Below are 19585 nucleotides of genomic sequence, written 5' to 3'. Positions count from 1 at the left end.
TGTGAGGTTTTGAATTGCATCAAGTCAGGAGTGACAGGCTATTGAGAACGTTTAAAGCATAAAGTATCTCAAGATCCCTGTTGCAATGATACTGATCAGTACAGTGGGTAATAATGAAAAATAACAAGCTGCGAACAGTGTGATGATAATTGCAATCAAGTTGGCTGGTTGATCCGTAACAAAGTAAGGTGCAATCACTGATATCAAAACACAGCCGGGGATCACCTGTAAAATTCGTGTGGTTCTTTTGCTAAGGTGTCTATTTTTTAACAGTAAATAACCTAAGATTCGAGTTAAATAGGTTGTTAATCCCACACAAACAATGGCGATGAATGTCGTCATATGAATCATTCTTCATCTCCAATTAATAAGAACGCAGCAATAATTCCTGAAATAGAACCAATCAATACATACCAGCCTTTGGGTAGATAATAATAGGCCAGTGCTGCCGCGATCAGGCTAATCAACCAAGGCAGAGCGGGTTTAAAGCCCTTCCACATTCCACGTAAAAGCACCAGAAAAACTGCGGGAAATGCCATGTCAAAACCAAACTTTGTGACATCGCCTAGGAAAGAACCAATGCCGACTCCCATCGTGGTAAAAACCACCCACATGACATATAACGCAAAACAAAGGCCGATATAAAAAAATACACTAAATCCTGCATAGGGATTGCGAGGGTTTTGTTTGTGTGCATCCGTAATGCTAAGGGCCCAACTTTCATCACACATAAAAAATAATAATGGAAGGGCTTTACGATTGGGCAAATGTCGAATATAGGGTGCTAAACTTGCACCCATTAAAATATGTCGGCTGTTGACCAGAAAAGTGATCAGAATTAAAAACAATAATTGAGGTGGTTGCGTCCAGACTTCAATAATGGCGAACTCAGAACCACCAGCAAAATTGAGTCCTGTTAATAAAGGAACTTCTAAGGCAGAAAATCCTTTTTGCGCTGCTTGTGTACCTAAAACCAGTGCAAAAGGGATAATACCCAGTAGCATTGGAATAGAGGTTTTAAGTCCACGTACAAACTCTTTAAATTCAATTGAATAGGTCAGTTCAGTCGTAGTGTTCTTAAAACTTAACATGAGTTGCTCAATGGTCGCTAAAACAAGGTGATTTTTATTTTATGCCAAATGATTCGCTATATTTCGCTAAACTTGCTGCTTGTAAAATAATTTTTGCAATATTATTGCTGGAATATGTTATTTTTTGGTTTTATCTACTAGAAATAATTTTATGAAATTGGATCAGATAGATCGGCGTATTTTGTGTGCATTACAACGTAATGGAAAACTACAAAATAATGAATTGGCAGAACAGATCGGTTTATCCGCTTCACCTTGTTTAAGACGAGTAAAGCAACTGGAGGATGAGGGGATCATTGACCAATATGTTGCATTGGTCAATCCACAAAAAGTAGATCTTAGTTTGACAGTATTTGCACGAATTTGGTTAAAGAGTCAGGATGAACAAGCGGTCAATCGATTTATCGAAAGCATTATGAATATTTCTGAAATTGTTGAATGTCAACTTATGGCAGGTGATTGTGATTTTTTCTTACGTATTGTGGTTTCTGATTTAGAGGCATATCGTAAATTTCAAATTAATCATTTGAATAAAATTCCAGGGATCCAGAATGTCAAAACTGAAATCCCTTTACAGAAGATTAAACAGACCACAGCCTTACCGCTGGATTAGCTTTTTGATTCGCTTTCGAATAACTTTAAATATTTTATCGGCACTTGTTCCGTCAACCAAACCCCATTTTCAGCACAATAAAACTGGAAACCATCTTGGTGCATCTGTTTGGTGTCTAGGATGAAAATGATGACTTTGCCATGCCGTTGTCCCACTTTTTGTGCTGTGACTAAATCAGCAGATAAATGCACATGATGACGCTTACCTGAAATTAAGCCTTTTTCTAAAATACTGTCAACAAAGCGAGTTGCTGTGCCATGAAAAAGGGTATCGGGCGGCGTGATAGCAGCATACTCCCGTTGAACCTGAGCACTAGAGTGACCTTGTACTGCGCGGATTTTGCTTTGGTCAGGTGAGAGCTGGAAGCGTTTTTTATCACTACTTTCAACAATCTCGATCAACTCTACGAGTTTAAGCGGTCTTTTGTATTTGATCATTTGCTGTAAAAGGATGTGTACATCCGTCCAGCCTTCAGAATCGAGTTGGATTGCAATGGTTTCTGGTTGATGTCGAAGTATTAAACTTAGAAATTTACTATGTTCGCGTAATGTTTTTTCTGAAGATTTCATTTGTTATTCTTACATGATATGGATTTGGATATAAAATTAAGGCTGAGTTTCAATTGCTCTTACGACACTATCTACTGAATATTGTCCCCATTCAGAGAGTTGCTCGATAAATAGATTGATTGCATGACTATCAAAATGCGCAACCAGCATATAGCAAGCGGAACCACAGACTTTATAGCAACTTTCAATTGACTCAAATTGAGCGATAAATGCTTCAAACTGTTCAAATTCATTAGTCTGCATCATCACACGTATAAATTGTGTTGATTGGTGCTGTAGCGTAATCGTATATTTCTGAATTGTGCCTTCATCTTGCATTCGAGCAATGCGACTTCCTACAGCTTGGCCTGTACGGTGTACTAATTTTCCGATCTCTTTATTGCTTAACCGAGAATCAGTTTTCAGTATTTTTAAAATTTTGAGGTCAATTGGGTCATTTGGCAACATAGTGAATTGAACAAATTTTCAGTTTGAAAGTTTCTAATCGATTATTCTTTCATGAGTGACTGCAAATCGCCAGTTGTTTTGATTAATCTTATAAAAACATCAACACAAGGGTTAGGAAAACACCATGAGCCAAACTGCATTATTAGTAATAGATGTCCAAAACGATTATTTTCCTCAAGGGAAGATGGAGTTGTTCTGTGCGGAACAGGCTTTAAAACACATCAATCGATTGGAAGATCTATTTATAAAGCGTGAGCAGCCGATTATCTATATTCAGCATATTGCCAATCAACCCAATGCTACATTTTTTGAAGCAGGAACGCAGGGTGTAGCACTACATTCGGGTTTACGTGTTAAGACCGATTCAATTGTGATTGAAAAACATTATCCCAATAGCTTTTTTCAAACCACTTTAAAAGCAGAATTAGAGCGACTGAATGTTGATAAATTAGTGATTAGTGGCATGATGACGCATATGTGTGTTGATGCGACGTCACGTGCAGCGGCAGAATTTGCTTATCAACCGACGATCATTGCAGACGCTACAGCGACGCGTCAATTGAGCTATTCAGGCAGAACAGTTGAAGCAGAAGATGTACAAACAGCCTGTTTGTCAGCCTTTCAAATGTTTTCACAAGTAGTCAGTATCGAGGACTATTTAAAATAGTTGAAAGAGTTAAAATAACAGGGAAGTACAGCGATTCGATTTTGTACTTCCCTTTAAATCTGAATAAAAATTTATGCTTGGTTTAAGAAACCTTCTTTGATTTTTTCAGGTAAGCCTGTATGCCACCATGTATAAATGGAGGATTTTATTTCTTCATCTTGTTCAGGATCATTGAAAGGTTCATCATCTTCACGAATCAATTCATCGCCTTCAAATTTAAACCAGAATTCCCACGGGTCATCATCCCCACAACCCCAAGCCAGTGTGTGAATTTCAGGGAGCAATGCTTTTAAGAAAAGTAAGATTGCTTCGATAAACTCATCGCCTGAAGAACCATGCACAAAATGGGCAACTGAATAGCCTGCAATAGCGTGTAATGATTCAGGACCCAAATCAAACTCAATATTGTCAACTGTATTTAAAAGATCTTCTGCAAGTTCTTGCCCCAATTGTGAATTGAGCTCAACTGCAACAGCAATAAATTTGTCTTGTTCACCGCGATGCTCTTGAAATAAACGGCCTAGCTTTTGCATGATTTCCGTATTTGGATGCGTGTAATATAAGTTGCTATGTAGTTCCATACTTCCCCAGTTTTTAGTATTTCAGTTGCTTTAAATAGATGCTGTTTTTCTAAACGAATAAATTATATTTTCAACAACGCAAATAGCAATCATCACTTGTGTGAAAAGTTAAATAAATACAAAGAATTGAAGTGGGATAGTGTGTAATAGATGGTTTTTTGCCTAAATTATGCATAAGTGGTCAAATTATCTAGGCATCAAAAGTTATTTTATTAATGCATGGCGCAGATGATCGTGCTAAAATAAGAGAAATCGGGTGTGTTCCCGATTTTTTTATGCGGATTACTTCCGCGCTGACAGGATTTAGGTTTACAACATGCCCATTTCAGAGACATGGTTATTACCTGATGGTGTAGCTGATGTATTACCAGAGCAAGCGCAAGTAATTGAAAAATTGCGCCGTGAAGCTTTAGATTTCCTCGCATCACGAGGTTATCAGCTGGTGTATACGCCATTCATCGAATACATCGAATCTCTTTCTTCTCTCTCCGAATCGAATCAAGATTTAGACTTAGCCACTTTTAAAGTCATCGACCAACTTTCAGGTCGTTTACTTGGTGTGCGTGCCGATATGACACCACAAGTGGCTCGTATTGATGCCCATGTACATCAAGTACAAGGTGTGGCGCGTTACTGCTATGCAGGAACTGTACTTCATACTAAACCACAAGGTTTTAATACCACACGTGCACCACTTCAGTTAGGTGCAGAGTTATTTGGTTCAGACAGTATTGACGCAGACGTTGAAATGATCGACGTGATGCTCAATCTGATTAATACCGCGGGTTTAGCTGATGGTATCCATCTTGATTTAGGGCATGTAGGACTGTTTAGAAGTCTGGTAAAACATGTGGGTTTAAACAAATCAACAGAAAGCCACTTATCTGATTTGTATCAGCGCAAAGCACTACCAGAACTTGCTGAATTCACTCAAGATTTAGAATTTGGTTCTGATTTTTATGCTTTAGGTCGTTATGCAAGTGATCTGGATGCATTGCAAGCGAATATTAGCGCAGAGATTTTTGCTGATGAAGCATTTAAAAATGCTTTTGAGGTACTTAAAACAACATATACAGAAATTCAAGCACGTTGGCCAAAACTCAATATTGGTATCGATGTTGTAGAGCTTCGTTCATACCATTACCACACTGGGTTAATGTATGCCGTGTATGCGCCAAACCGTGCTGCGCCGTTGGCACAAGGTGGTCGTTATGATGGTATTGGTGAACACTTTGGACGCGCGCGTCCTGCAACGGGTTTTTCTTGTGACTTGTATTCCTTAAGTGCGGGTCAACGTCAACAGATTGAAAAAGTGGTTGCACCGAAAGGTACCGAATCCACTTTGCTGGATGCGATTGCCGTAGCACGTCAACAAGGTTTAAGTGTAATTCAGTTATTGGGTAATGACGATTTAAACTCAGTTCCAAATGCAACCCACCAGATGGTGAATGTTGCTGGTGAGTGGAAAATCGAAACAATTTAAGTATCAGATTGAATGTTCATGTCATTCGATTTGGTTTTCTATTTTAACAGCATGATGTAATGAGGCTATTATGGGCAAAAGTGTTGTGGTACTCGGTACCCAATGGGGCGACGAAGGTAAAGGTAAAATCGTTGACCTGCTCACAGATCAAGCAGCTGCGGTAGTACGTTATCAAGGCGGACATAACGCAGGGCATACGCTCGTCGTTGGTGGTAAGAAAACAGTTCTTCACCTCATTCCATCAGGTATTTTACGTGAAAACGTACTTTGCTTAATTGGCAATGGTGTTGTACTTTCACCTGAAGCATTGATCAAAGAGATGGATATTCTTGAGAAAGAGGGCGTACCCGTTCGTGAACGTCTACGTATTTCTCCAAACTGTCCGTTGATTCTTCCTCACCATATTGCACTTGATCAAGCGCGTGAGAAGAAACGTGGTAATGCCAAAATCGGTACAACGGGGCGTGGTATTGGTCCTGCTTATGAAGATAAAGTAGCACGTCGTGCGATCCGTGTTGCGGATTTAGTTCGCGGTGGCGAACATCTTAAAGCACAGCTTGAAGAGCTTCTTGAATACCATAACTTCCAATTGACTCAATTCTTCGGTGTCGAAGCCGTTAAAGTTGAAGATGTGTTGGCACTTTGTGATCAATGGCGCGAAGTGGTTAAGCCATTAGTTTTAGATGTGATTACAACATTGCATGACTATCGTAAAGATGGTGCAAATATCATGTTTGAAGGTGCGCAAGGCTCACTTCTTGATGTCGATCATGGTACATATCCGTATGTAACTTCATCGAACACTACCGCTGGTGGGGTAAGTTCTGGTTCAGGTCTTGGTCCATTGCATCTTGACTATGTTTTGGGAATTACCAAAGCCTATACAACTCGTGTAGGTGCAGGTCCATTCCCAACTGAGCTTGTTTATGATGCTGCCAATGATGTTGGTGATGCAGTTGGTAAACATTTGGGTACTGTGGGTTCAGAATTCGGTGCGTCGACTGGTCGTCAGCGTCGTTGTGGTTGGTTTGATGCTGAAATCTTACGTCGTTCTGTAGATGTAAACTCATTATCAGGTATTTGCTTAACTAAACTTGATGTTTTAGATGGTTTGGAAGAAGTGAAAATCTGTATCGGTTATGAAGCTGCGGATTCAGGTTGTGTAGGTTCTACAGATGCACTTGCATTTGAAACATTAAAACCAATTTATGAAACTATGCCAGGTTGGTCTGAGTCTACGTTTGGTGCGAAATCATTGGATCAATTGCCACAAAATGCAATTAACTATGTAAAACGTATTGAGCAGTTGATTGAATGTCCTATCGACATCATTTCAACAGGTCCAGATCGTGATGAAACAATTGTGATGCGTCATCCATTTGATGCTTAATTGATTCAATCTTTAAAAAGCTCCTTCGGGAGCTTTTTTTGTTATTATTTTTAGGTGTTTTAAATAAAGTGTGATTATATTTTGATTTTTTTTGTAAAATACAACATAATTCAGCCGCTAAGAGCTGAGCTTCGTTTTGAAGCTTGCAATAAGATCTATGAAATTTGGTGAAAATAATGATTAACAAGAAACTATTACTTGGCTTAGGGTTGGCTATAGGCTTAACAGGGTGTACCACTGTTGCTGAATTAACGGGTAATGATTCCGCGACGTTAAACCTCAATGCAGCAGCAGATTATAAACTTCTTGTTGAAGATGCAAAGGCACAAAAAGCACTTGATACAACATCTGCAACATATAAACGAGTTAATGCTGTTTTCTTAAAGATGAAACCTTTTGCTGATCAAGCAAATCAAACGGGTCAAAAATTTGACTGGCAATTGAGCGTGCTTAAATCCAATGAACTCAATGCATTTGTCATGCCTGGCGGTAAGGTTGTTTTCTTTACAGGTATTGTCAATCAATTGAAACTGACTGATGCTGAAATTGCTGCCATTATGGGACATGAAATGACCCATGCCTTAGAAGAGCATTCTAAACGTGGTGCTGGCGCAACTGCAATTACAGATTTTGCTGTGAAAATGGGCAAAACTTATGCAGGCGATAAATTGGGCTCAGTTGGCACTCAAGCTTTAGATATCGGAAGTAAATATGGTGTAGGTTTGCCATATTCACGTAGTTTAGAGTCGTCTGCTGACCGTGGTGGATTAATGCTTATGGCGAAAGCTGGCTATAATCCTGAAGCAGCAATCAGCGTTTGGCAAAAAATGAACAAGATTGATGGTGGTAGTAATAATGGTGTACAGAAGTTCACTTCAACACACCCATCAAATAATGATCGTATTTCAGATTTAAACAAAAACATGGTTGAAGCAAAGCAAATCTATCAGTCTGTTGTTAAAAAGTAATTTGATCGCAGAACGCTAAGCCCGATGAAAATCGGGCTTTTTATTGACAGCTAAAAAGACTAAAGTCGATATCAATTAGACTAGGTTTTCAAGTTTAGCTTGTTAAAATGTATTTTTAGATACACATTGAGTTTGTAGGATGCAAAAGAATATATCGAGCACGATATTTTATTCTCTGATTTTTGCTATGGGCGGTGCTCCAACGATCGCAATGCTGATTATTCAAGCTCAAACCAATGATCTGAATATCATCAATAATGCATTGCTTGGTCTGAGTGTGATGGTTGCATGTGTACTGGTTCCTATTATTTTGATCCAGAATGCGTTTTTGTTTATCAAAAGAAATGATCAACATTTAGAACAAAAGATTATTCCATTGAAAAACATATATTTGACGCTGAATGTGATTTGTCTCATATATTGGTTGGCGATTCAATTTTTGTGATATTTCACTTACATAATTAATATGAATTAATGGATTTTATTGATTTATCCTTATGTAACATTTGCATATAATCCACAATGCTTTTATTTGTTCTCCATGGAGTTGATTATAATGAACAATAAATTAATGCTTAGTCTTTGTGCGGCGACTGCCATTTCAATTTCAGGGTGCTCAACTATCGCAGATATGGCAGGTGCTGATTCTGCAACGCTTAATTTAAATGCAACGCAAGGCTTTAATAAAACAGTGCAAGAAGCACGTTTGAATAAGACTCTAGATACAACTTCTGCAACTTATAAAAAAGTGAATGCAGCATTTATTCGATTAAAACCTTTTGCAGATCAAATGAACCAAACGGGTCAAAGATTTGACTGGCAATTGGCAGTACTTAAGTCAGATGAAATCAATGCTTATGTTGCACCAGGTGGTAAAGTGGTTTTCTACACAGGGATTGTAAATCGACTGAATCTATCTGAAGCTGAAGTTGCTGCGGTGATGGGCCACGAAATGACCCATGCTTTAGAGGAACATTCTAAACAAAAATTAGGTGCGCAAGCGTTGACCAATCTTGCAGTTGGTATTGGTAAATCTTATGCAGGCAGTCAAATTGGTGAATTAGGCAATGCAGCGCTCGATTTGGGAAGCCAAGTTGGGGTAGGCTTACCGTACTCACGTAGTTTAGAGAGCCGTGCAGATGAGGGCGGCTTAATGATGATGGCGAAAGCTGGCTATAATCCTCAAGCGGCAATTACCTTATGGGAAAAAATGGCGAAACAGGGTGGAGGAAAAGGTTCTGCATTACTGTCAACACATCCATCTGATGTCAATCGTATCAATGCAATGAAAAAGAATTTACCTGCTGCAATGGCAGTTTATACTGCGCGAGGCGGAAGATAAGTTTTTTGATAAAACCTATCGAATAGAAAAGGATGCTTATGCATCCTTTTTTATTGAAAACAATGTAGAACAACACGTGTTTTAAAACCAGTACTTAAGGTGCGGGGTTTGGCTGCTGCTGATGAATCGCATCTATTTCCGATAAGATTTCTTCAGACAATTGGGTATCAAAGGCCTGAATATTCTCTTTTAGTTGGTCGAGCGTAGTCGCGCCAATAATGGTACTACTCACAAAAAATTGTTGTTTAATAAATGCCAAAGCCAATTGGGTAAGTGTTAAACCATGTTTTTCTGCAAGCTGTGCATATTGTTCAGTTGCCCAATCGCTCTGTGGATTGCTATAGCGGCTAAAGCGAGAAAATAGTGTAATACGTCCTTTTTCAGGGCGTGCGTCGTGGCGATATTTGCCAGTTAGGTAACCAAAGGCTAAGGGGGAGTAAGCGAGTAAGCCAACGCCCTCGTGTTGTGCGATCTCAGACATTCCAATTTCATAAGTACGATTGAGCAAACTATAAGGGTTTTGTACGCTCACTATTTTTTCTAAGCCCAATTGTTCAGCTAAATGTAAAAACTTTAAGGTACCCCAAGGTGTCTCATTGGATAAGCCAATATGACGAATACGCCCTTTTTTAACTTCTTTTGAGAGTGCTTCTAAAGTTTCAGCAAGCGGGGTGATGTCTTGTGTACGTGCCGCAAGCTGATTGCTGTAGCCCAGCGTGCCAAAGAAGTTAACAGGGCGTTGTGGCCAATGCAGTTGATAAAGATCTATATAGTCTGTTTGTAAGCGCTTGAGCGAGCTATCAATAGCACTACTGATCTCTGCTTCTATAAACTTGGTATGCCCATCACGAATTTGACTGCCACCTTGTTGGGGGCCTGCAATTTTTGTGGCAATGATAAGTTTGTCACGCTGACCGTTTTGAGCAATCCAATTCCCTATGATGGTTTCAGTCGATCCCTGTGTCTCTGGTTTAGGGGGTACGGGATACATTTCAGCAGTATCCCAGAAATGAATATTTTGATCGAGTGCATAAGCAAGTTGTTCAAATGCTTCATTCTGATTATTCTGTTCACCAAAGGTCATGGTACCTAAACAAATTTTAGGGACCACAAGATCAGAATGCCCTAAACGATTTGACTTCATTTTATGTCCTTCAAAATTAATATTCAGTATCTTATGAGAATAATAACGTAATTTAAATTTGATAACTAAGTGAAAGAATGTTTCTAATTATCAAAATAAGATAAAGTTATCTGATTCTTTTATAAAATGCTCATTTTAGCTTGGTCTTGTTTTATAGCATGGTCATGAGACTAGCTCACAGTAATTCTCTGTGTATTTATCGCAACATGAAAAAAGCAAACTCGGGAGTTTGCTTTTAAACTATATTTTAACTTTTTGACAATATTTGATATTTATCCCATTCAACATAATTCTTTAAGGAATTAAATTCTCAAATTTGTTCTCAAGCTTTATTCATCATCTGTGCTTAGTTCGTCTTCAGAAAAATTAGATTCTTCCAAAGATACATCAAATATAAGGATGGCTTTACCGTCGGTTTCGATCATGCCTTGTTCTTCAAGTGTTTTTAGAACACGACCAACCATTTCACGGGAACAACCCACGATACGACCAATTTCTTGGCGAGTAATGCGGATTTGACGGCCGTTTGGCAAGATCATCGCTTCAGGCTGTGCTGAAAGATCAATTAAACAACGCGCAATACGACCAGATACATCAATAAAAGCAAGGTCAGTTACTTTGCGTGTTGTATTTTTTAAACGACGAACAAGTTGTGCAAATACTGCATAACTTAAGTCAGGATATTGTTTACTAATTTCGTGGAAATTATCATATGAAATTTCAGCAATTTCACATACGTCACGGGTTCTTACTTCCGCAGTACGTTGTGGATTCTGCTCAAATAATCCCATTTCCCCAAAAAAGTCCCCAGGGTTCAAATATGCAACAACAATTTCACGTTCATCATCTTCACGTAAAATAATTGAAACTGAACCTTTTAAAATTAAATACAGTGATTTTGACTCTGAACCTGCATCAATAATCGTTGAGCGTTTTGGAAAACGATTGATGTGGGCTCTTTTGAGCAAAGCTTTGACTGACTCAGGTAGTTGACCAGGAGACAAAGCATCTGTACTAAGTTGTGCAAAATTAGAAGACATGCTTAAAAATTCCGAATTGGATAATAACTAGATCTGTTGATCTAAATTGAACTCGTCACGTAGAAGCAGTAGAGATGAAATTCCTTATCAACTCATTTTATGCTAGTGTACAGGTACCCCGTAAATTTATAGCTTTTTTTAGGTAGTTGCAATGCAAACTAGCGTTCATTGGTTAGAGAATGTTGCTTTCGAAGCAAAATCAGAAAGTGGTCATCAAATTGTGATGGATGGTTCTGCTGAATATGGTGGTGAAAACCGTGGACCACGTCCTATGGAACTCATATTAATGGGACTTGGTGGGTGTGCTTCATTCGATATTGTGACCATTTTAAAGAAATCTAGGCAAAATGTAACAAATGTTGTTTGTCAGCTCAAAGCGGATCGAGCAGACACGATTCCAGCTGTATTTACGAAGATACATTTACATTTTGTGGTAACAGGGCATGATGTGAAAGAGAAGCAAGTGGCTAAAGCTGTTGAATTATCAGCCGAAAAGTATTGTTCAGCAAGTAAAATGCTGTCCGATGGTGGTGTTGAAATCACCCATGATTTTGAAATTATTTCTGCTGAATAACTGACTTAATTTTAAAAAAGCCAATCAAAAGATTGGCTTTTTTTTAACGCGTTTTGGCTGCTTAATTTGGTGACTTATCCGATCAAAATTAAAAAAAATAAATTATTACAAAATGTGTATTTGTTCAAAAATAAGCATTTTTGAAACAAGCGTTCAAAGGTTTCTTAGCATTTTTCTTGCTAAATTAAGGTGATAAAAATAATTGTGGGTCAACTCTGGCATTATTTAAGCTCATTCCCCAGTGTAGATGTGGACCTGTTACTCGTCCTGTTTTACCCACCAATCCCAATAATTCACCTTGTTTCAAGATTTGGCCTTTTTCTACATTTATTTTACTGAGGTGGCAAAACATACTGATCAGACCTTGTCCGTGATCAATCATGACAGTATTTCCATTAAAGAAATAACTGCCTGTCGCAACCACCGTTCCCGAAGCTGGCGCAACAACTTTTTGTCCGATTGGGGCAGGGATATCTAAACCAGAATGTGGAGCACGTTCTTCACCATTGAAAAAACGCTTACGACCAAATGAATTACTAAATTTTCCTGCTGTAGGACGGATAAATTTGGGAAAGTCTTTCCATTGTGCAGGGCTAAATGAGCTGTAAACACTGTTTTGTTCTTTCGCTTCTAGGCTATAACGATCAAGTTGTTCCTGATTTGGATTGACATAATCCTGATTTTTTACATTGAGGCGCTGTTCAGCGTATTTAAATGGCTTCACTTCAATATTAATTGGGCCTGTAGAGCTTTGTAATTGCAGTGTACCCAATGGTGCTGAAAGCGGAATACCAAAAACAATATGGTTTACTGAATTTTCACCATCCACGATCAAGACAGGTTTGTCTTGGTAAGTGACATTTAATACGGTTTTAGCAACAGGAATAACCGCTATGCCACCTGCACGACGTGAGTCTTGAGGTAAGGCAAAGGCTTGAGTTGCTATAATTAAGCTAGATAGTAGGAAAAGTTTTTTGATTGAAGGCATAAATAACATACAGGGTTTAATTTTTTGTAGTATCTCGCTTTTTTATTCAGATGCTCAAGCATGTGATTGTTAAATTATAAGACAAGAAAGATGTATGTGATTTACTTTATGCGATTGGTCATAAACATAATAAGCCAGATAATTAAAACAGAAGTGCCATAAAAGACTGTCGTTAATTTGAGTAAATAAATTTAAATTATTAAATATAATTAATAATTCTATTAAATTTGTCTTAATAGTTGATTTTATGTTTTAATCGCTATGTTCTTCATTCAATAACAATAATTGGACTATGTATGACAAAACCTAATTTTTTACATGAATTACCAATTGAACAGTTAAAACAGATGTCTCAAGAAGACATAAAGCAAACAATAAAAGCAGAGCAGCTTTATTTTCGACATAGGCCCAAAAAAATCTATTACCTTGCGGTAAATGGGGCTAAAACTAAAAATGGTGGGTTAGTTAAAGCGAGTGCATTGCAAAGCCGAATAGGTGGATTGCCTATTGCTTTAGTTGGTGACGATGTTATTTACGCAGATGGGACAATTTCTAAAATCATTTCAGGAGCTGGCAAGGGTTGCCTTATAAATGGTCAGTCCGCTGCATTGGTGGGAAGCTCCTTAGAGAATGGTGATGAGATTGTAGATAGCCCTAACATCTCTGTAGCTATAAATATCTTTATTGGTGATAAGACCCCAGAAGGCTTTTTGTGCCAAGAAGGTGTTAATCATGGCTAAAGGTTTTGCAATTCATAACTCTATGACAAATCATGGAGGCATCATTCAAGCAACTCAACAGCGAACATCCCAAATGGGAAATCTATTTCTATGTGCAGGGGATGGTCACTTTTGCCCTAAGTGCAAATGTTGGTCTGAAATTGTTAAAAGCCATGATCATATTATTATGGATGGCAAAGCTGTTGCTTATGTTGATGACTTATTGACTTGTGGAGCTAAAATTTTACCTAAACAAGATCATGTTGTTGGAACAAGCCAGGGGGAGAACTATAGAAGTTCTTCAAGCTCAAAAGAGCCTTTACAAAATAGCTTTATAGATAAAGTAATCTCAACAAATTTTGGTTTGCAGTATCAATTATTAGATGAAACTACGAATGAACCTATCACAGAATTACCTTATAGAATAATAAGAGCTTCAGGTGAAGTTATTGAAGGCATCACGGATGCTGAAGGAAAAACACAAGCCATCAACTCAGGAAATGAAGAAGAACAGATACAATTCATTATCCCTGTCTTATCTGAACCTATGGAAAGTTGGAAGTAAGCTATGAGCGATAGTATAGGGTTACCGAATGGTCAATTTCCTGAAGATGTAGAGCTATGTAAGTATAATTCTTTAACTTGTAACCCAATTTTAAAAGTTGATAATTATTACAAGGCAGCACCATATAATTTCTTTTTGATAGTTGGTATTGGTCACAGGCCGAACTTACTAATAAACTTGAAGTTTTGTTAGCTGTACGTTTTGGACTAGAATATGATATTAATAAATTAGGTGATGGCATGCTTAGCAAGCTCTCATTTAATACTCAAATGTATATAAAATTCAGCCGGTACGTTAAAAAACATGCTCAAAAAGAAGCTTTTCAGATTATTCATGAATTTGAAAAAACAGCATTTAGTCTAAAAGTGAAAACTGGCTTTTCACCTACAGATGTTATGCTTATTTTGGGAATCAAAAATGCCATGGATATTAAGCAAGTTCTCTTAAATACAAGGGCGTTGGCTCGTAATAATTATTGCCCTTTATATATTAATAGACAAACTTTTAATAGAATTTTTAAACAAGACTATCATGCAGGAATGGTCAAACAATTAACAGATGACAGAACCTATAGAGGGGAAGGTCCTCTCACCCCATTTCCACCAAATAGGTATTAAAATGAAAAAAAGAATACTTTTTATTTGCTTTATCTCTGTTAGTTTAAGTGCTTGTTCTAATGCTACTGAATTAGACAGTAAGGAATTAAAGCAATCATTTGAATCTTCAAGTGCTTATTTCTCTTTGGATACAACAATTTATAAGGTAATAGATAAAAAAATCAAGAGTGAAGTATCTGATGCTATTTATGATTCAGCATTAATGAAAGTGTCTATTTTAAAAGCTTATGAAGAACAAAGTCTTTTCAATGGAAAAATAGAAAATGATGCATTGCCTAGCTTAATTTCCGACTATTGTTGGATAGGGAAGTTTGTATCTGATTATAGCAAGATTAGACCCACTACAAATCAGGAAGATTTAAAGACGCTTAAATGGCTGGAAGATAAGCGTATTAAATGGAAGGCTATCATTCAAAAGAATTATGCTGATCCAAGATTTGTTAGCTTGAAAGATTACTGTCCTTACTAACAGGTACTGCTTACATAATTTACTTCAAAGTTATGAGTAATCTAATTTTAGAAATGATCTAAAATTAGATCAATGAAAATAACCATCTTAATATAAGGGAGTAGGTAATTATGAAATTTAAATTTTTAATTCTAATATTAATACCAATGGTATCGATAGGATGTTCTGCTAATGAAATAACAAAAAAAGACATTCAAAAATACGTAGAAACAAGTGATGTATTTATCAATATTGATACACCTATTTATAGGTTAGCTGACACGACTAAGAAAAATGCGATGGCTGACGCAATTTATAAATCATCATTAGCTAAGCTTTATTTTTTAGAAAGTTATGAGAAAGAGCTATTCCCTATTTACAATCTGGAAGACCAGATGATGTCTGAAAACTTCTTTGGCTATTGTTGGATGGGAAAATTCATCAATGATTATAAATCCTTTGCCCCCAAGCCTTCTTTAGTAGATGTTGAAACATTGCAATGGCTGGATAAAAAGCGCGCTATATGGGCTCAGCATATTAGTAAAAAATTTGGGAATGATACGTCTGTTAAAAATTACTGTCCCTACTAATATTTAATCCCAAGATATGATGAATAGAATAATATGATTTTTAGACAATTAACTCTCTTTGCTTTACTACCTTTTATTACTCTGGGTTGTTCTGCAAATAAGTCAGAAGTGGACTTTGTACAAAAATATATTGAAACAAGTGAAGTGTTTATTAGCTACGATATTCCAGTATATCGAGCTGCTGATGTAACCAAAGAAAATGTGGTTTCTGATGCAATATATAAATCCTCATTAGCAAAACTGTTTTCAATGTATGCGTATGAACAACAATTTCCTGAAAAGTATGTTGTAGAAGACCATACGGATCCTAAGAATTTTTTTGGTTATTGTTGGATGGGGAAATTTGTGACAGATTACAAACCATTTGCTCCAAAACCCTCTTTAGCTGATATTGAAGCATTGCAGTGGCTAGATAAAAAGCGTGCTATATGGAGCCAGCATATTAGTAAAAATTTTGGCAAAAATACATCCGTTAAAAATTACTGTCCTTACTAACAGGTACAGCCGATATATTTATTTTAAAGTTATGAGTAATATAGTCTTAAAAATGTTGCAAAAATAGGTTGATAAAAATAATGGTAAATCAATCTGATTTAAGCTAATTAGCGACTTAATTAGTTTGTTGGAGTGTAGTGTTTTATCGAATTGAGAGGATATTTTTAGTCATTGGATGAATTACAGACTCCATTCAAAAATAGATTATACAATCACCACCTCGAAAAATCGCATGCCTAATTAATTAAGCATGTGATTATGATCGATCAATAAAGCCTTTGAAAACTAAGCTTTAAAAGCTAAAGTTTAAAATTAAGATTTATAAGGTTTAGCACGGCGCAGTTGATGCAATACTGAAACCAATAAATCAATTTCCTCAGTGGTATTATAAAACGCAAGAGAAGGGCGTACCGTACGTTCAACACCGAAACGGCGTAAGATCGGTTGAGCACAATGATGCCCAGTACGCACGGCGATACCATATTGGTTGAGTACTTTCCCGACCTCTTCCGTTTCATAGCCTGCCAGTGTAAAAGACATCACACTGGCTTTATTTAATGCAGTACCAATCAGGCGTAGTCCAGAAACGCTTTGTAGTGCATGTTGACCATATTCAAGCAAGTCATGTTCATAACGTGCAATGTTATGGATTCCAATACTTTCTACGTATTCTAAAGCAGCACCTAAGCCAACAGCATCTGCAATATTCCCCGTACCTGCTTCAAATTTATTTGGTGCAGGTTGATAGACCACATTCTCAAACGTCACATCCTGAATCATATTCCCGCCGCCTTCCCATACAGGCATGCTATCAAGTAATTCAGACTTGGCATAGACAGCGCCAATACCTGTTGGGCCAAAAACTTTATGCCCAGAAAACACAAAGAAATCGGCATCTAAGGCAGTAACATTGGTGGGCATGTGCGAAACAGACTGAGCACCATCAATCAAAACTCGCACACCTGCTGCATGCGCCAATGCAATAATTTCTTGAGTAGGCGTTACAGTACCCAAGGCATTAGAAACCTGTGTAATTGAAACCAGCTTGGTTCTAGGATTGAGCAATTTTACAAACTCTTCAATCTGAATCTGACCAGTATCATCTACAGGAATTACACGGAGTTTTGCTCCAGTTTCTTTACTGAGTTGGTACCAAGGCACAATATTGGCATGATGCTCAAGATGGGACACAATAATTTCGTCTCCCGCTTGAATATTCTGTTTACCCCACGATTTTGCGATTAAGTTAATGCCTTCTGTTGTACCTCGAACAAAGACGATATTTTTTGCTGAAGCGGCCCCAATAAAGCGAGCCACAACATCACGTGCATGCTCATAAGCATCACTGGCCCGTGCTGCAAGTTCATGTGCTGCACGGTGAATATTCGAATTTTCATGTTGATAGAAATATGAAATTCGATCGATGACCGCCTGAGGTTTATGGGTGGTGGCTGCATTATCCAACCAAACCAATTGCTTACCATTTACACGTTCTTGTAGGATGGGAAAATCCCGACGGATTTGCAAAATATCAATGGGTTGATAGTTCTGAGCATTCGCTGGTATTTGCACATCTGAATGCGGACGAGCAGTTTCAATGGTAGGTGATTGAAGAAAATAATAACCAGATGCTGCGGTTGCAGGTTTGTCGTTACGATCTTGTAATACACTTTTTAATTGCTGGTCATCAGTCACATGATAATCATCAAAAGCATATGGATTTTTAAGCACATCAGTTTGAGCAGTATTGGTATTTACTGTTTGGGCACTGGCAACTTCAGGGTGAGGCAGATCCAAAAAGTAATAACTCGATTGCGCTTGATGTGGCGCAATCGTTGTTAGGTTTGATGGTGCAGTGTGTTGTGTGATTGGTGTAGGATTCAAAGACAAATCTAGCTTTTGTCCGACCGCAAGTGGATCAGGAGTATTTGCACCCCCAACAATGGGCGAGGAAGATAGAATTCTACGCTCAGGATGGTCGGCGGTCGGTTCTACATAGTGATGTGTAGAATCTGGATTTAAATTTGCCTGTTGCACAATGGCAGGTATACGCCCAGACAAAGCAGTAATTGGGTCTTTAGGCTGTGGTTGATGACTAATACCTTGAGATCGTTGATCGGGTAGATCAAAGTTAAAACCTTGTGGGTTTTGTTTGGGTAAAGCCGAAAAAAATTCAGCAGCCAATTGTGCAAGGACAGATTCACTGATGGGTGCATCAGCAATATGATCAGAAGAAATATCTGGAGTAGATTGATTACTTGTAAGTTGTTGGATAGTCATGGTACTTGTCTACCTCCACATCTTCGAGCACAGCGAGTGCATCATCTGTCAACACAGCAAGAGAACAATATAAGGAGATTAAGTAAGAGGCGATTGCATTACGATTGATGCCCATAAAGCGTACAGATAGGCCTGGTGCCTGTTCACCTGCAAGACCGGGTTGAAATAAGCCAACAACACCTTGACGCTTTTCACCAACGCGTAACAGGATGATTTTAGTTTTGCCGTCTTCAACTGGAATTTTATTTGAAGGAATCAGTGGAATACCGCGCCAAGTGATGAACTGTGAACCAAATAGGCTTACGGTTGGTGGTGGAACACCACGACGGGTACATTCACGTCCAAATGCCGCAATCGCATCGGGATGTGCTAAGAAGAAGCCCGGTTCTTTCCAAACTTTGCGCAATAAATCATCAAAATCATCTGGTGTAGGTGCACCCGTCAAAGTGGAAATACGTTGCTCATCTGCAACACTTGCCAACAAGCCATATTCAGGATTATTGATCAATTCACTTTCTTGACGTTCTTTAATGGTCTCGATGGTTAAGCGTAACTGTTCTTTGATTTGATCATGAGGACTACTATATAAGTCAGAAACACGGGTATGAATATCCAGAACTGTGGAAACACCATTTAAAAAATATTCACGTGGATTAACTTCATAATCGACAAAAGTTTGTGGAAGTGTTGCTTCATCACGTTGTGTACACGCCACCTGAATGTCATCGGTATTGCTGACTTTGTTGACACGGTAAATACCCGCTTCAACAGGGGTCCATTGCAATAAATGTGTTAGCCAACGTGGTGTAATGGTGGAGAGTTGCGGTACTGTTTTTGTCGCATTGGCAAGTTGACGAGCTGCTTGATCATTCAATGCTTGGCGTGTGACTTCTTGGTTCTTAGCCATGTTTTAATCCTTGGTGGTATTGGAAATTAATTATTGATTACTGGTTTGATTTAAAAATGCTGTTGTT

Annotated in this window: 24 protein-coding genes; 14 read left to right on the top strand and 10 right to left on the bottom strand. The window is 38.0% G+C overall.

Features of this window, described 5'->3' with window-relative positions; genetic code table 11:
* Window positions 1–51 precede the first annotated feature (51 nt).
* Window positions 52–351, bottom strand: a complete 300-nt coding sequence (locus AC07WY_RS03800) for an AzlD family protein (protein WP_262085811.1) — start codon at window positions 349–351, stop codon at window positions 52–54.
* Window positions 348–1091, bottom strand: coding sequence for an AzlC family ABC transporter permease (locus AC07WY_RS03795; protein WP_494735743.1), 744 nt, complete (start codon window positions 1089–1091; stop codon window positions 348–350). The genes AC07WY_RS03800 and AC07WY_RS03795 overlap by 4 nt, the downstream gene beginning before the upstream one ends.
* A gap of 157 nt (window positions 1092–1248) precedes the next feature.
* Between AC07WY_RS03795 and AC07WY_RS03790 the strand changes: the two genes are divergently transcribed.
* Window positions 1249–1704, top strand: a complete 456-nt coding sequence (locus AC07WY_RS03790) for an Lrp/AsnC family transcriptional regulator (protein ID WP_494735925.1) — start codon at window positions 1249–1251, stop codon at window positions 1702–1704.
* Here the strand turns inward: AC07WY_RS03790 and AC07WY_RS03785 are convergent.
* Window positions 1701–2273 carry an RNA 2'-phosphotransferase gene (locus AC07WY_RS03785; RefSeq protein WP_494735742.1) on the bottom strand — a complete coding sequence of 191 codons (573 nt, stop codon included), beginning with the start codon at window positions 2271–2273 and terminating at the stop codon, window positions 1701–1703. The genes AC07WY_RS03790 and AC07WY_RS03785 overlap by 4 nt on opposite strands.
* Before the next feature lie 36 nt (window positions 2274–2309).
* Window positions 2310–2720: an Lrp/AsnC family transcriptional regulator gene (locus AC07WY_RS03780; protein ID WP_419333958.1), complete on the bottom strand. Its 411-nt coding sequence runs from the start codon at window positions 2718–2720 to the stop codon at window positions 2310–2312.
* A 124-nt stretch (window positions 2721–2844) separates the two neighbouring features.
* On the opposite strand from AC07WY_RS03780, the gene AC07WY_RS03775 reads away from it, so the two are divergent.
* A complete protein-coding gene (locus tag AC07WY_RS03775) occupies window positions 2845–3387 on the top strand; it encodes a cysteine hydrolase family protein (RefSeq protein WP_151957695.1) in 543 nt (180 codons plus the stop codon).
* Window positions 3388–3458: 71 nt separating this feature from the next.
* Here the strand turns inward: AC07WY_RS03775 and AC07WY_RS03770 are convergent, their stop codons facing one another.
* On the bottom strand, window positions 3459–3968 hold the full coding sequence (locus tag AC07WY_RS03770; RefSeq protein WP_004820954.1) for a hypothetical protein: 510 nt from the start codon (window positions 3966–3968) through the stop codon (window positions 3459–3461).
* 316 nt (window positions 3969–4284) lie between these two features.
* Between AC07WY_RS03770 and AC07WY_RS03765 the strand changes: the two genes are divergently transcribed.
* The 5 genes from AC07WY_RS03765 (at window position 4285) to AC07WY_RS03745 (ending at window position 9151) form a co-directional block, all read left to right on the top strand.
* Window positions 4285–5451 (top strand): ATP phosphoribosyltransferase regulatory subunit, encoded by a 1167-nt coding sequence (locus tag AC07WY_RS03765; protein WP_056510528.1) that lies wholly within the window; start codon window positions 4285–4287, stop codon window positions 5449–5451.
* 70 nt (window positions 5452–5521) lie between these two features.
* Window positions 5522–6841: an adenylosuccinate synthase gene (locus tag AC07WY_RS03760; RefSeq protein ID WP_004721148.1), complete on the top strand. Its 1320-nt coding sequence runs from the start codon at window positions 5522–5524 to the stop codon at window positions 6839–6841.
* 176 nt (window positions 6842–7017) lie between these two features.
* The gene (locus AC07WY_RS03755; RefSeq protein WP_419333960.1) at window positions 7018–7809 is read left to right on the top strand and encodes a M48 family metallopeptidase; all 792 of its coding nucleotides are present in this window, start codon (window positions 7018–7020) and stop codon (window positions 7807–7809) included.
* Between the two features lie 139 nt (window positions 7810–7948).
* Complete coding sequence (locus AC07WY_RS03750) at window positions 7949–8254, top strand: hypothetical protein (protein WP_056510530.1); 306 nt, start codon at window positions 7949–7951, stop codon at window positions 8252–8254.
* A 111-nt stretch (window positions 8255–8365) separates the two neighbouring features.
* Window positions 8366–9151 (top strand): M48 family metallopeptidase, encoded by a 786-nt coding sequence (locus AC07WY_RS03745; RefSeq protein WP_004721143.1) that lies wholly within the window; start codon window positions 8366–8368, stop codon window positions 9149–9151.
* A 94-nt stretch (window positions 9152–9245) separates the two neighbouring features.
* Here AC07WY_RS03745 and AC07WY_RS03740 read toward each other — a convergent pair whose 3' ends face one another.
* Window positions 9246–10295 (bottom strand): NADP(H)-dependent aldo-keto reductase, encoded by a 1050-nt coding sequence (locus tag AC07WY_RS03740; RefSeq protein ID WP_494735741.1) that lies wholly within the window; start codon window positions 10293–10295, stop codon window positions 9246–9248.
* A gap of 329 nt (window positions 10296–10624) precedes the next feature.
* Window positions 10625–11335: a cAMP-activated global transcriptional regulator CRP gene (gene crp, locus AC07WY_RS03735; RefSeq protein ID WP_004721139.1), complete on the bottom strand. Its 711-nt coding sequence runs from the start codon at window positions 11333–11335 to the stop codon at window positions 10625–10627.
* Between the two features lie 151 nt (window positions 11336–11486).
* On the opposite strand from crp, the gene AC07WY_RS03730 reads away from it, so the two are divergent.
* On the top strand, window positions 11487–11909 hold the full coding sequence (locus tag AC07WY_RS03730) for an OsmC family protein (RefSeq protein ID WP_004721138.1): 423 nt from the start codon (window positions 11487–11489) through the stop codon (window positions 11907–11909).
* 184 nt (window positions 11910–12093) lie between these two features.
* Here the strand turns inward: AC07WY_RS03730 and AC07WY_RS03725 are convergent, their stop codons facing one another.
* Window positions 12094–12897 (bottom strand): peptidoglycan DD-metalloendopeptidase family protein, encoded by an 804-nt coding sequence (locus tag AC07WY_RS03725; RefSeq protein WP_494735740.1) that lies wholly within the window; start codon window positions 12895–12897, stop codon window positions 12094–12096.
* Window positions 12898–13193: 296 nt separating this feature from the next.
* Between AC07WY_RS03725 and AC07WY_RS03720 the strand changes: the two genes are divergently transcribed.
* The 6 genes from AC07WY_RS03720 to AC07WY_RS03695 all read left to right on the top strand — a co-directional run bounded on the left by AC07WY_RS03720 (window position 13194) and on the right by AC07WY_RS03695 (window position 16331).
* On the top strand, window positions 13194–13637 hold the full coding sequence (locus tag AC07WY_RS03720; protein WP_419333964.1) for a PAAR domain-containing protein: 444 nt from the start codon (window positions 13194–13196) through the stop codon (window positions 13635–13637).
* Entirely contained in the window at window positions 13630–14181 is a 552-nt protein-coding gene (locus AC07WY_RS03715) for a PAAR domain-containing protein (RefSeq protein ID WP_494735739.1), read from the top strand. Before AC07WY_RS03720 ends, AC07WY_RS03715 begins: the two co-directional genes overlap by 8 nt.
* Window positions 14182–14366: 185 nt before the next feature.
* The gene (locus AC07WY_RS03710) at window positions 14367–14798 is read left to right on the top strand and encodes a hypothetical protein (protein WP_494735738.1); all 432 of its coding nucleotides are present in this window, start codon (window positions 14367–14369) and stop codon (window positions 14796–14798) included.
* A 1-nt stretch (window position 14799) separates the two neighbouring features.
* On the top strand, window positions 14800–15267 hold the full coding sequence (locus AC07WY_RS03705) for a hypothetical protein (RefSeq protein ID WP_494735737.1): 468 nt from the start codon (window positions 14800–14802) through the stop codon (window positions 15265–15267).
* Window positions 15268–15377: 110 nt separating this feature from the next.
* Window positions 15378–15836 carry a hypothetical protein gene (locus AC07WY_RS03700; RefSeq protein WP_494735736.1) on the top strand — a complete coding sequence of 153 codons (459 nt, stop codon included), beginning with the start codon at window positions 15378–15380 and terminating at the stop codon, window positions 15834–15836.
* 33 nt (window positions 15837–15869) lie between these two features.
* Window positions 15870–16331 (top strand): hypothetical protein, encoded by a 462-nt coding sequence (locus tag AC07WY_RS03695; RefSeq protein WP_494735735.1) that lies wholly within the window; start codon window positions 15870–15872, stop codon window positions 16329–16331.
* A gap of 312 nt (window positions 16332–16643) precedes the next feature.
* Here the strand turns inward: AC07WY_RS03695 and AC07WY_RS03690 are convergent, their stop codons facing one another.
* Together AC07WY_RS03690 and AC07WY_RS03685 are read right to left on the bottom strand one after the other, a co-directional pair.
* The gene (locus AC07WY_RS03690; RefSeq protein ID WP_494735734.1) at window positions 16644–18611 is read right to left on the bottom strand and encodes a family 2A encapsulin nanocompartment cargo protein cysteine desulfurase; all 1968 of its coding nucleotides are present in this window, start codon (window positions 18609–18611) and stop codon (window positions 16644–16646) included.
* Window positions 18586–19518: a family 2A encapsulin nanocompartment shell protein gene (locus AC07WY_RS03685; protein ID WP_004721119.1), complete on the bottom strand. Its 933-nt coding sequence runs from the start codon at window positions 19516–19518 to the stop codon at window positions 18586–18588. The genes AC07WY_RS03690 and AC07WY_RS03685 overlap by 26 nt, the downstream gene beginning before the upstream one ends.
* Window positions 19519–19585 lie beyond the last annotated feature (67 nt).

The organism is Acinetobacter sp. GW821-FHT01C12 (assembly GCF_059422625.1).
The sequence above is the reverse complement of the archived record's forward strand: the minus strand, read 5'-3'. Positions and strand labels throughout refer to the sequence as shown.

Coding starts and splice junctions, on each gene's coding strand:
- AC07WY_RS03800 (WP_262085811.1), bottom strand. CDS start 351: ATGATTCATATGACGACATTCATCGCCATTGTTTGTGTGGGATTAACA.
- AC07WY_RS03795 (WP_494735743.1), bottom strand. CDS start 1,091: ATGTTAAGTTTTAAGAACACTACGACTGAACTGACCTATTCAATTGAA.
- AC07WY_RS03785 (WP_494735742.1), bottom strand. CDS start 2,273: ATGAAATCTTCAGAAAAAACATTACGCGAACATAGTAAATTTCTAAGT.
- AC07WY_RS03780 (WP_419333958.1), bottom strand. CDS start 2,720: ATGTTGCCAAATGACCCAATTGACCTCAAAATTTTAAAAATACTGAAA.
- AC07WY_RS03775 (WP_151957695.1), top strand. CDS start 2,845: ATGAGCCAAACTGCATTATTAGTAATAGATGTCCAAAACGATTATTTT.
- AC07WY_RS03770 (WP_004820954.1), bottom strand. CDS start 3,968: ATGGAACTACATAGCAACTTATATTACACGCATCCAAATACGGAAATC.
- AC07WY_RS03765 (WP_056510528.1), top strand. CDS start 4,285: ATGCCCATTTCAGAGACATGGTTATTACCTGATGGTGTAGCTGATGTA.
- AC07WY_RS03760 (WP_004721148.1), top strand. CDS start 5,522: ATGGGCAAAAGTGTTGTGGTACTCGGTACCCAATGGGGCGACGAAGGT.
- AC07WY_RS03755 (WP_419333960.1), top strand. CDS start 7,018: ATGATTAACAAGAAACTATTACTTGGCTTAGGGTTGGCTATAGGCTTA.
- AC07WY_RS03750 (WP_056510530.1), top strand. CDS start 7,949: ATGCAAAAGAATATATCGAGCACGATATTTTATTCTCTGATTTTTGCT.
- AC07WY_RS03745 (WP_004721143.1), top strand. CDS start 8,366: ATGAACAATAAATTAATGCTTAGTCTTTGTGCGGCGACTGCCATTTCA.
- AC07WY_RS03740 (WP_494735741.1), bottom strand. CDS start 10,295: ATGAAGTCAAATCGTTTAGGGCATTCTGATCTTGTGGTCCCTAAAATT.
- crp (WP_004721139.1), bottom strand. CDS start 11,335: ATGTCTTCTAATTTTGCACAACTTAGTACAGATGCTTTGTCTCCTGGT.
- AC07WY_RS03730 (WP_004721138.1), top strand. CDS start 11,487: ATGCAAACTAGCGTTCATTGGTTAGAGAATGTTGCTTTCGAAGCAAAA.
- AC07WY_RS03725 (WP_494735740.1), bottom strand. CDS start 12,897: ATGCCTTCAATCAAAAAACTTTTCCTACTATCTAGCTTAATTATAGCA.
- AC07WY_RS03720 (WP_419333964.1), top strand. CDS start 13,194: ATGACAAAACCTAATTTTTTACATGAATTACCAATTGAACAGTTAAAA.
- AC07WY_RS03715 (WP_494735739.1), top strand. CDS start 13,630: ATGGCTAAAGGTTTTGCAATTCATAACTCTATGACAAATCATGGAGGC.
- AC07WY_RS03705 (WP_494735737.1), top strand. CDS start 14,800: ATGAAAAAAAGAATACTTTTTATTTGCTTTATCTCTGTTAGTTTAAGT.
- AC07WY_RS03700 (WP_494735736.1), top strand. CDS start 15,378: ATGAAATTTAAATTTTTAATTCTAATATTAATACCAATGGTATCGATA.
- AC07WY_RS03695 (WP_494735735.1), top strand. CDS start 15,870: ATGATTTTTAGACAATTAACTCTCTTTGCTTTACTACCTTTTATTACT.
- AC07WY_RS03690 (WP_494735734.1), bottom strand. CDS start 18,611: ATGACTATCCAACAACTTACAAGTAATCAATCTACTCCAGATATTTCT.
- AC07WY_RS03685 (WP_004721119.1), bottom strand. CDS start 19,518: ATGGCTAAGAACCAAGAAGTCACACGCCAAGCATTGAATGATCAAGCA.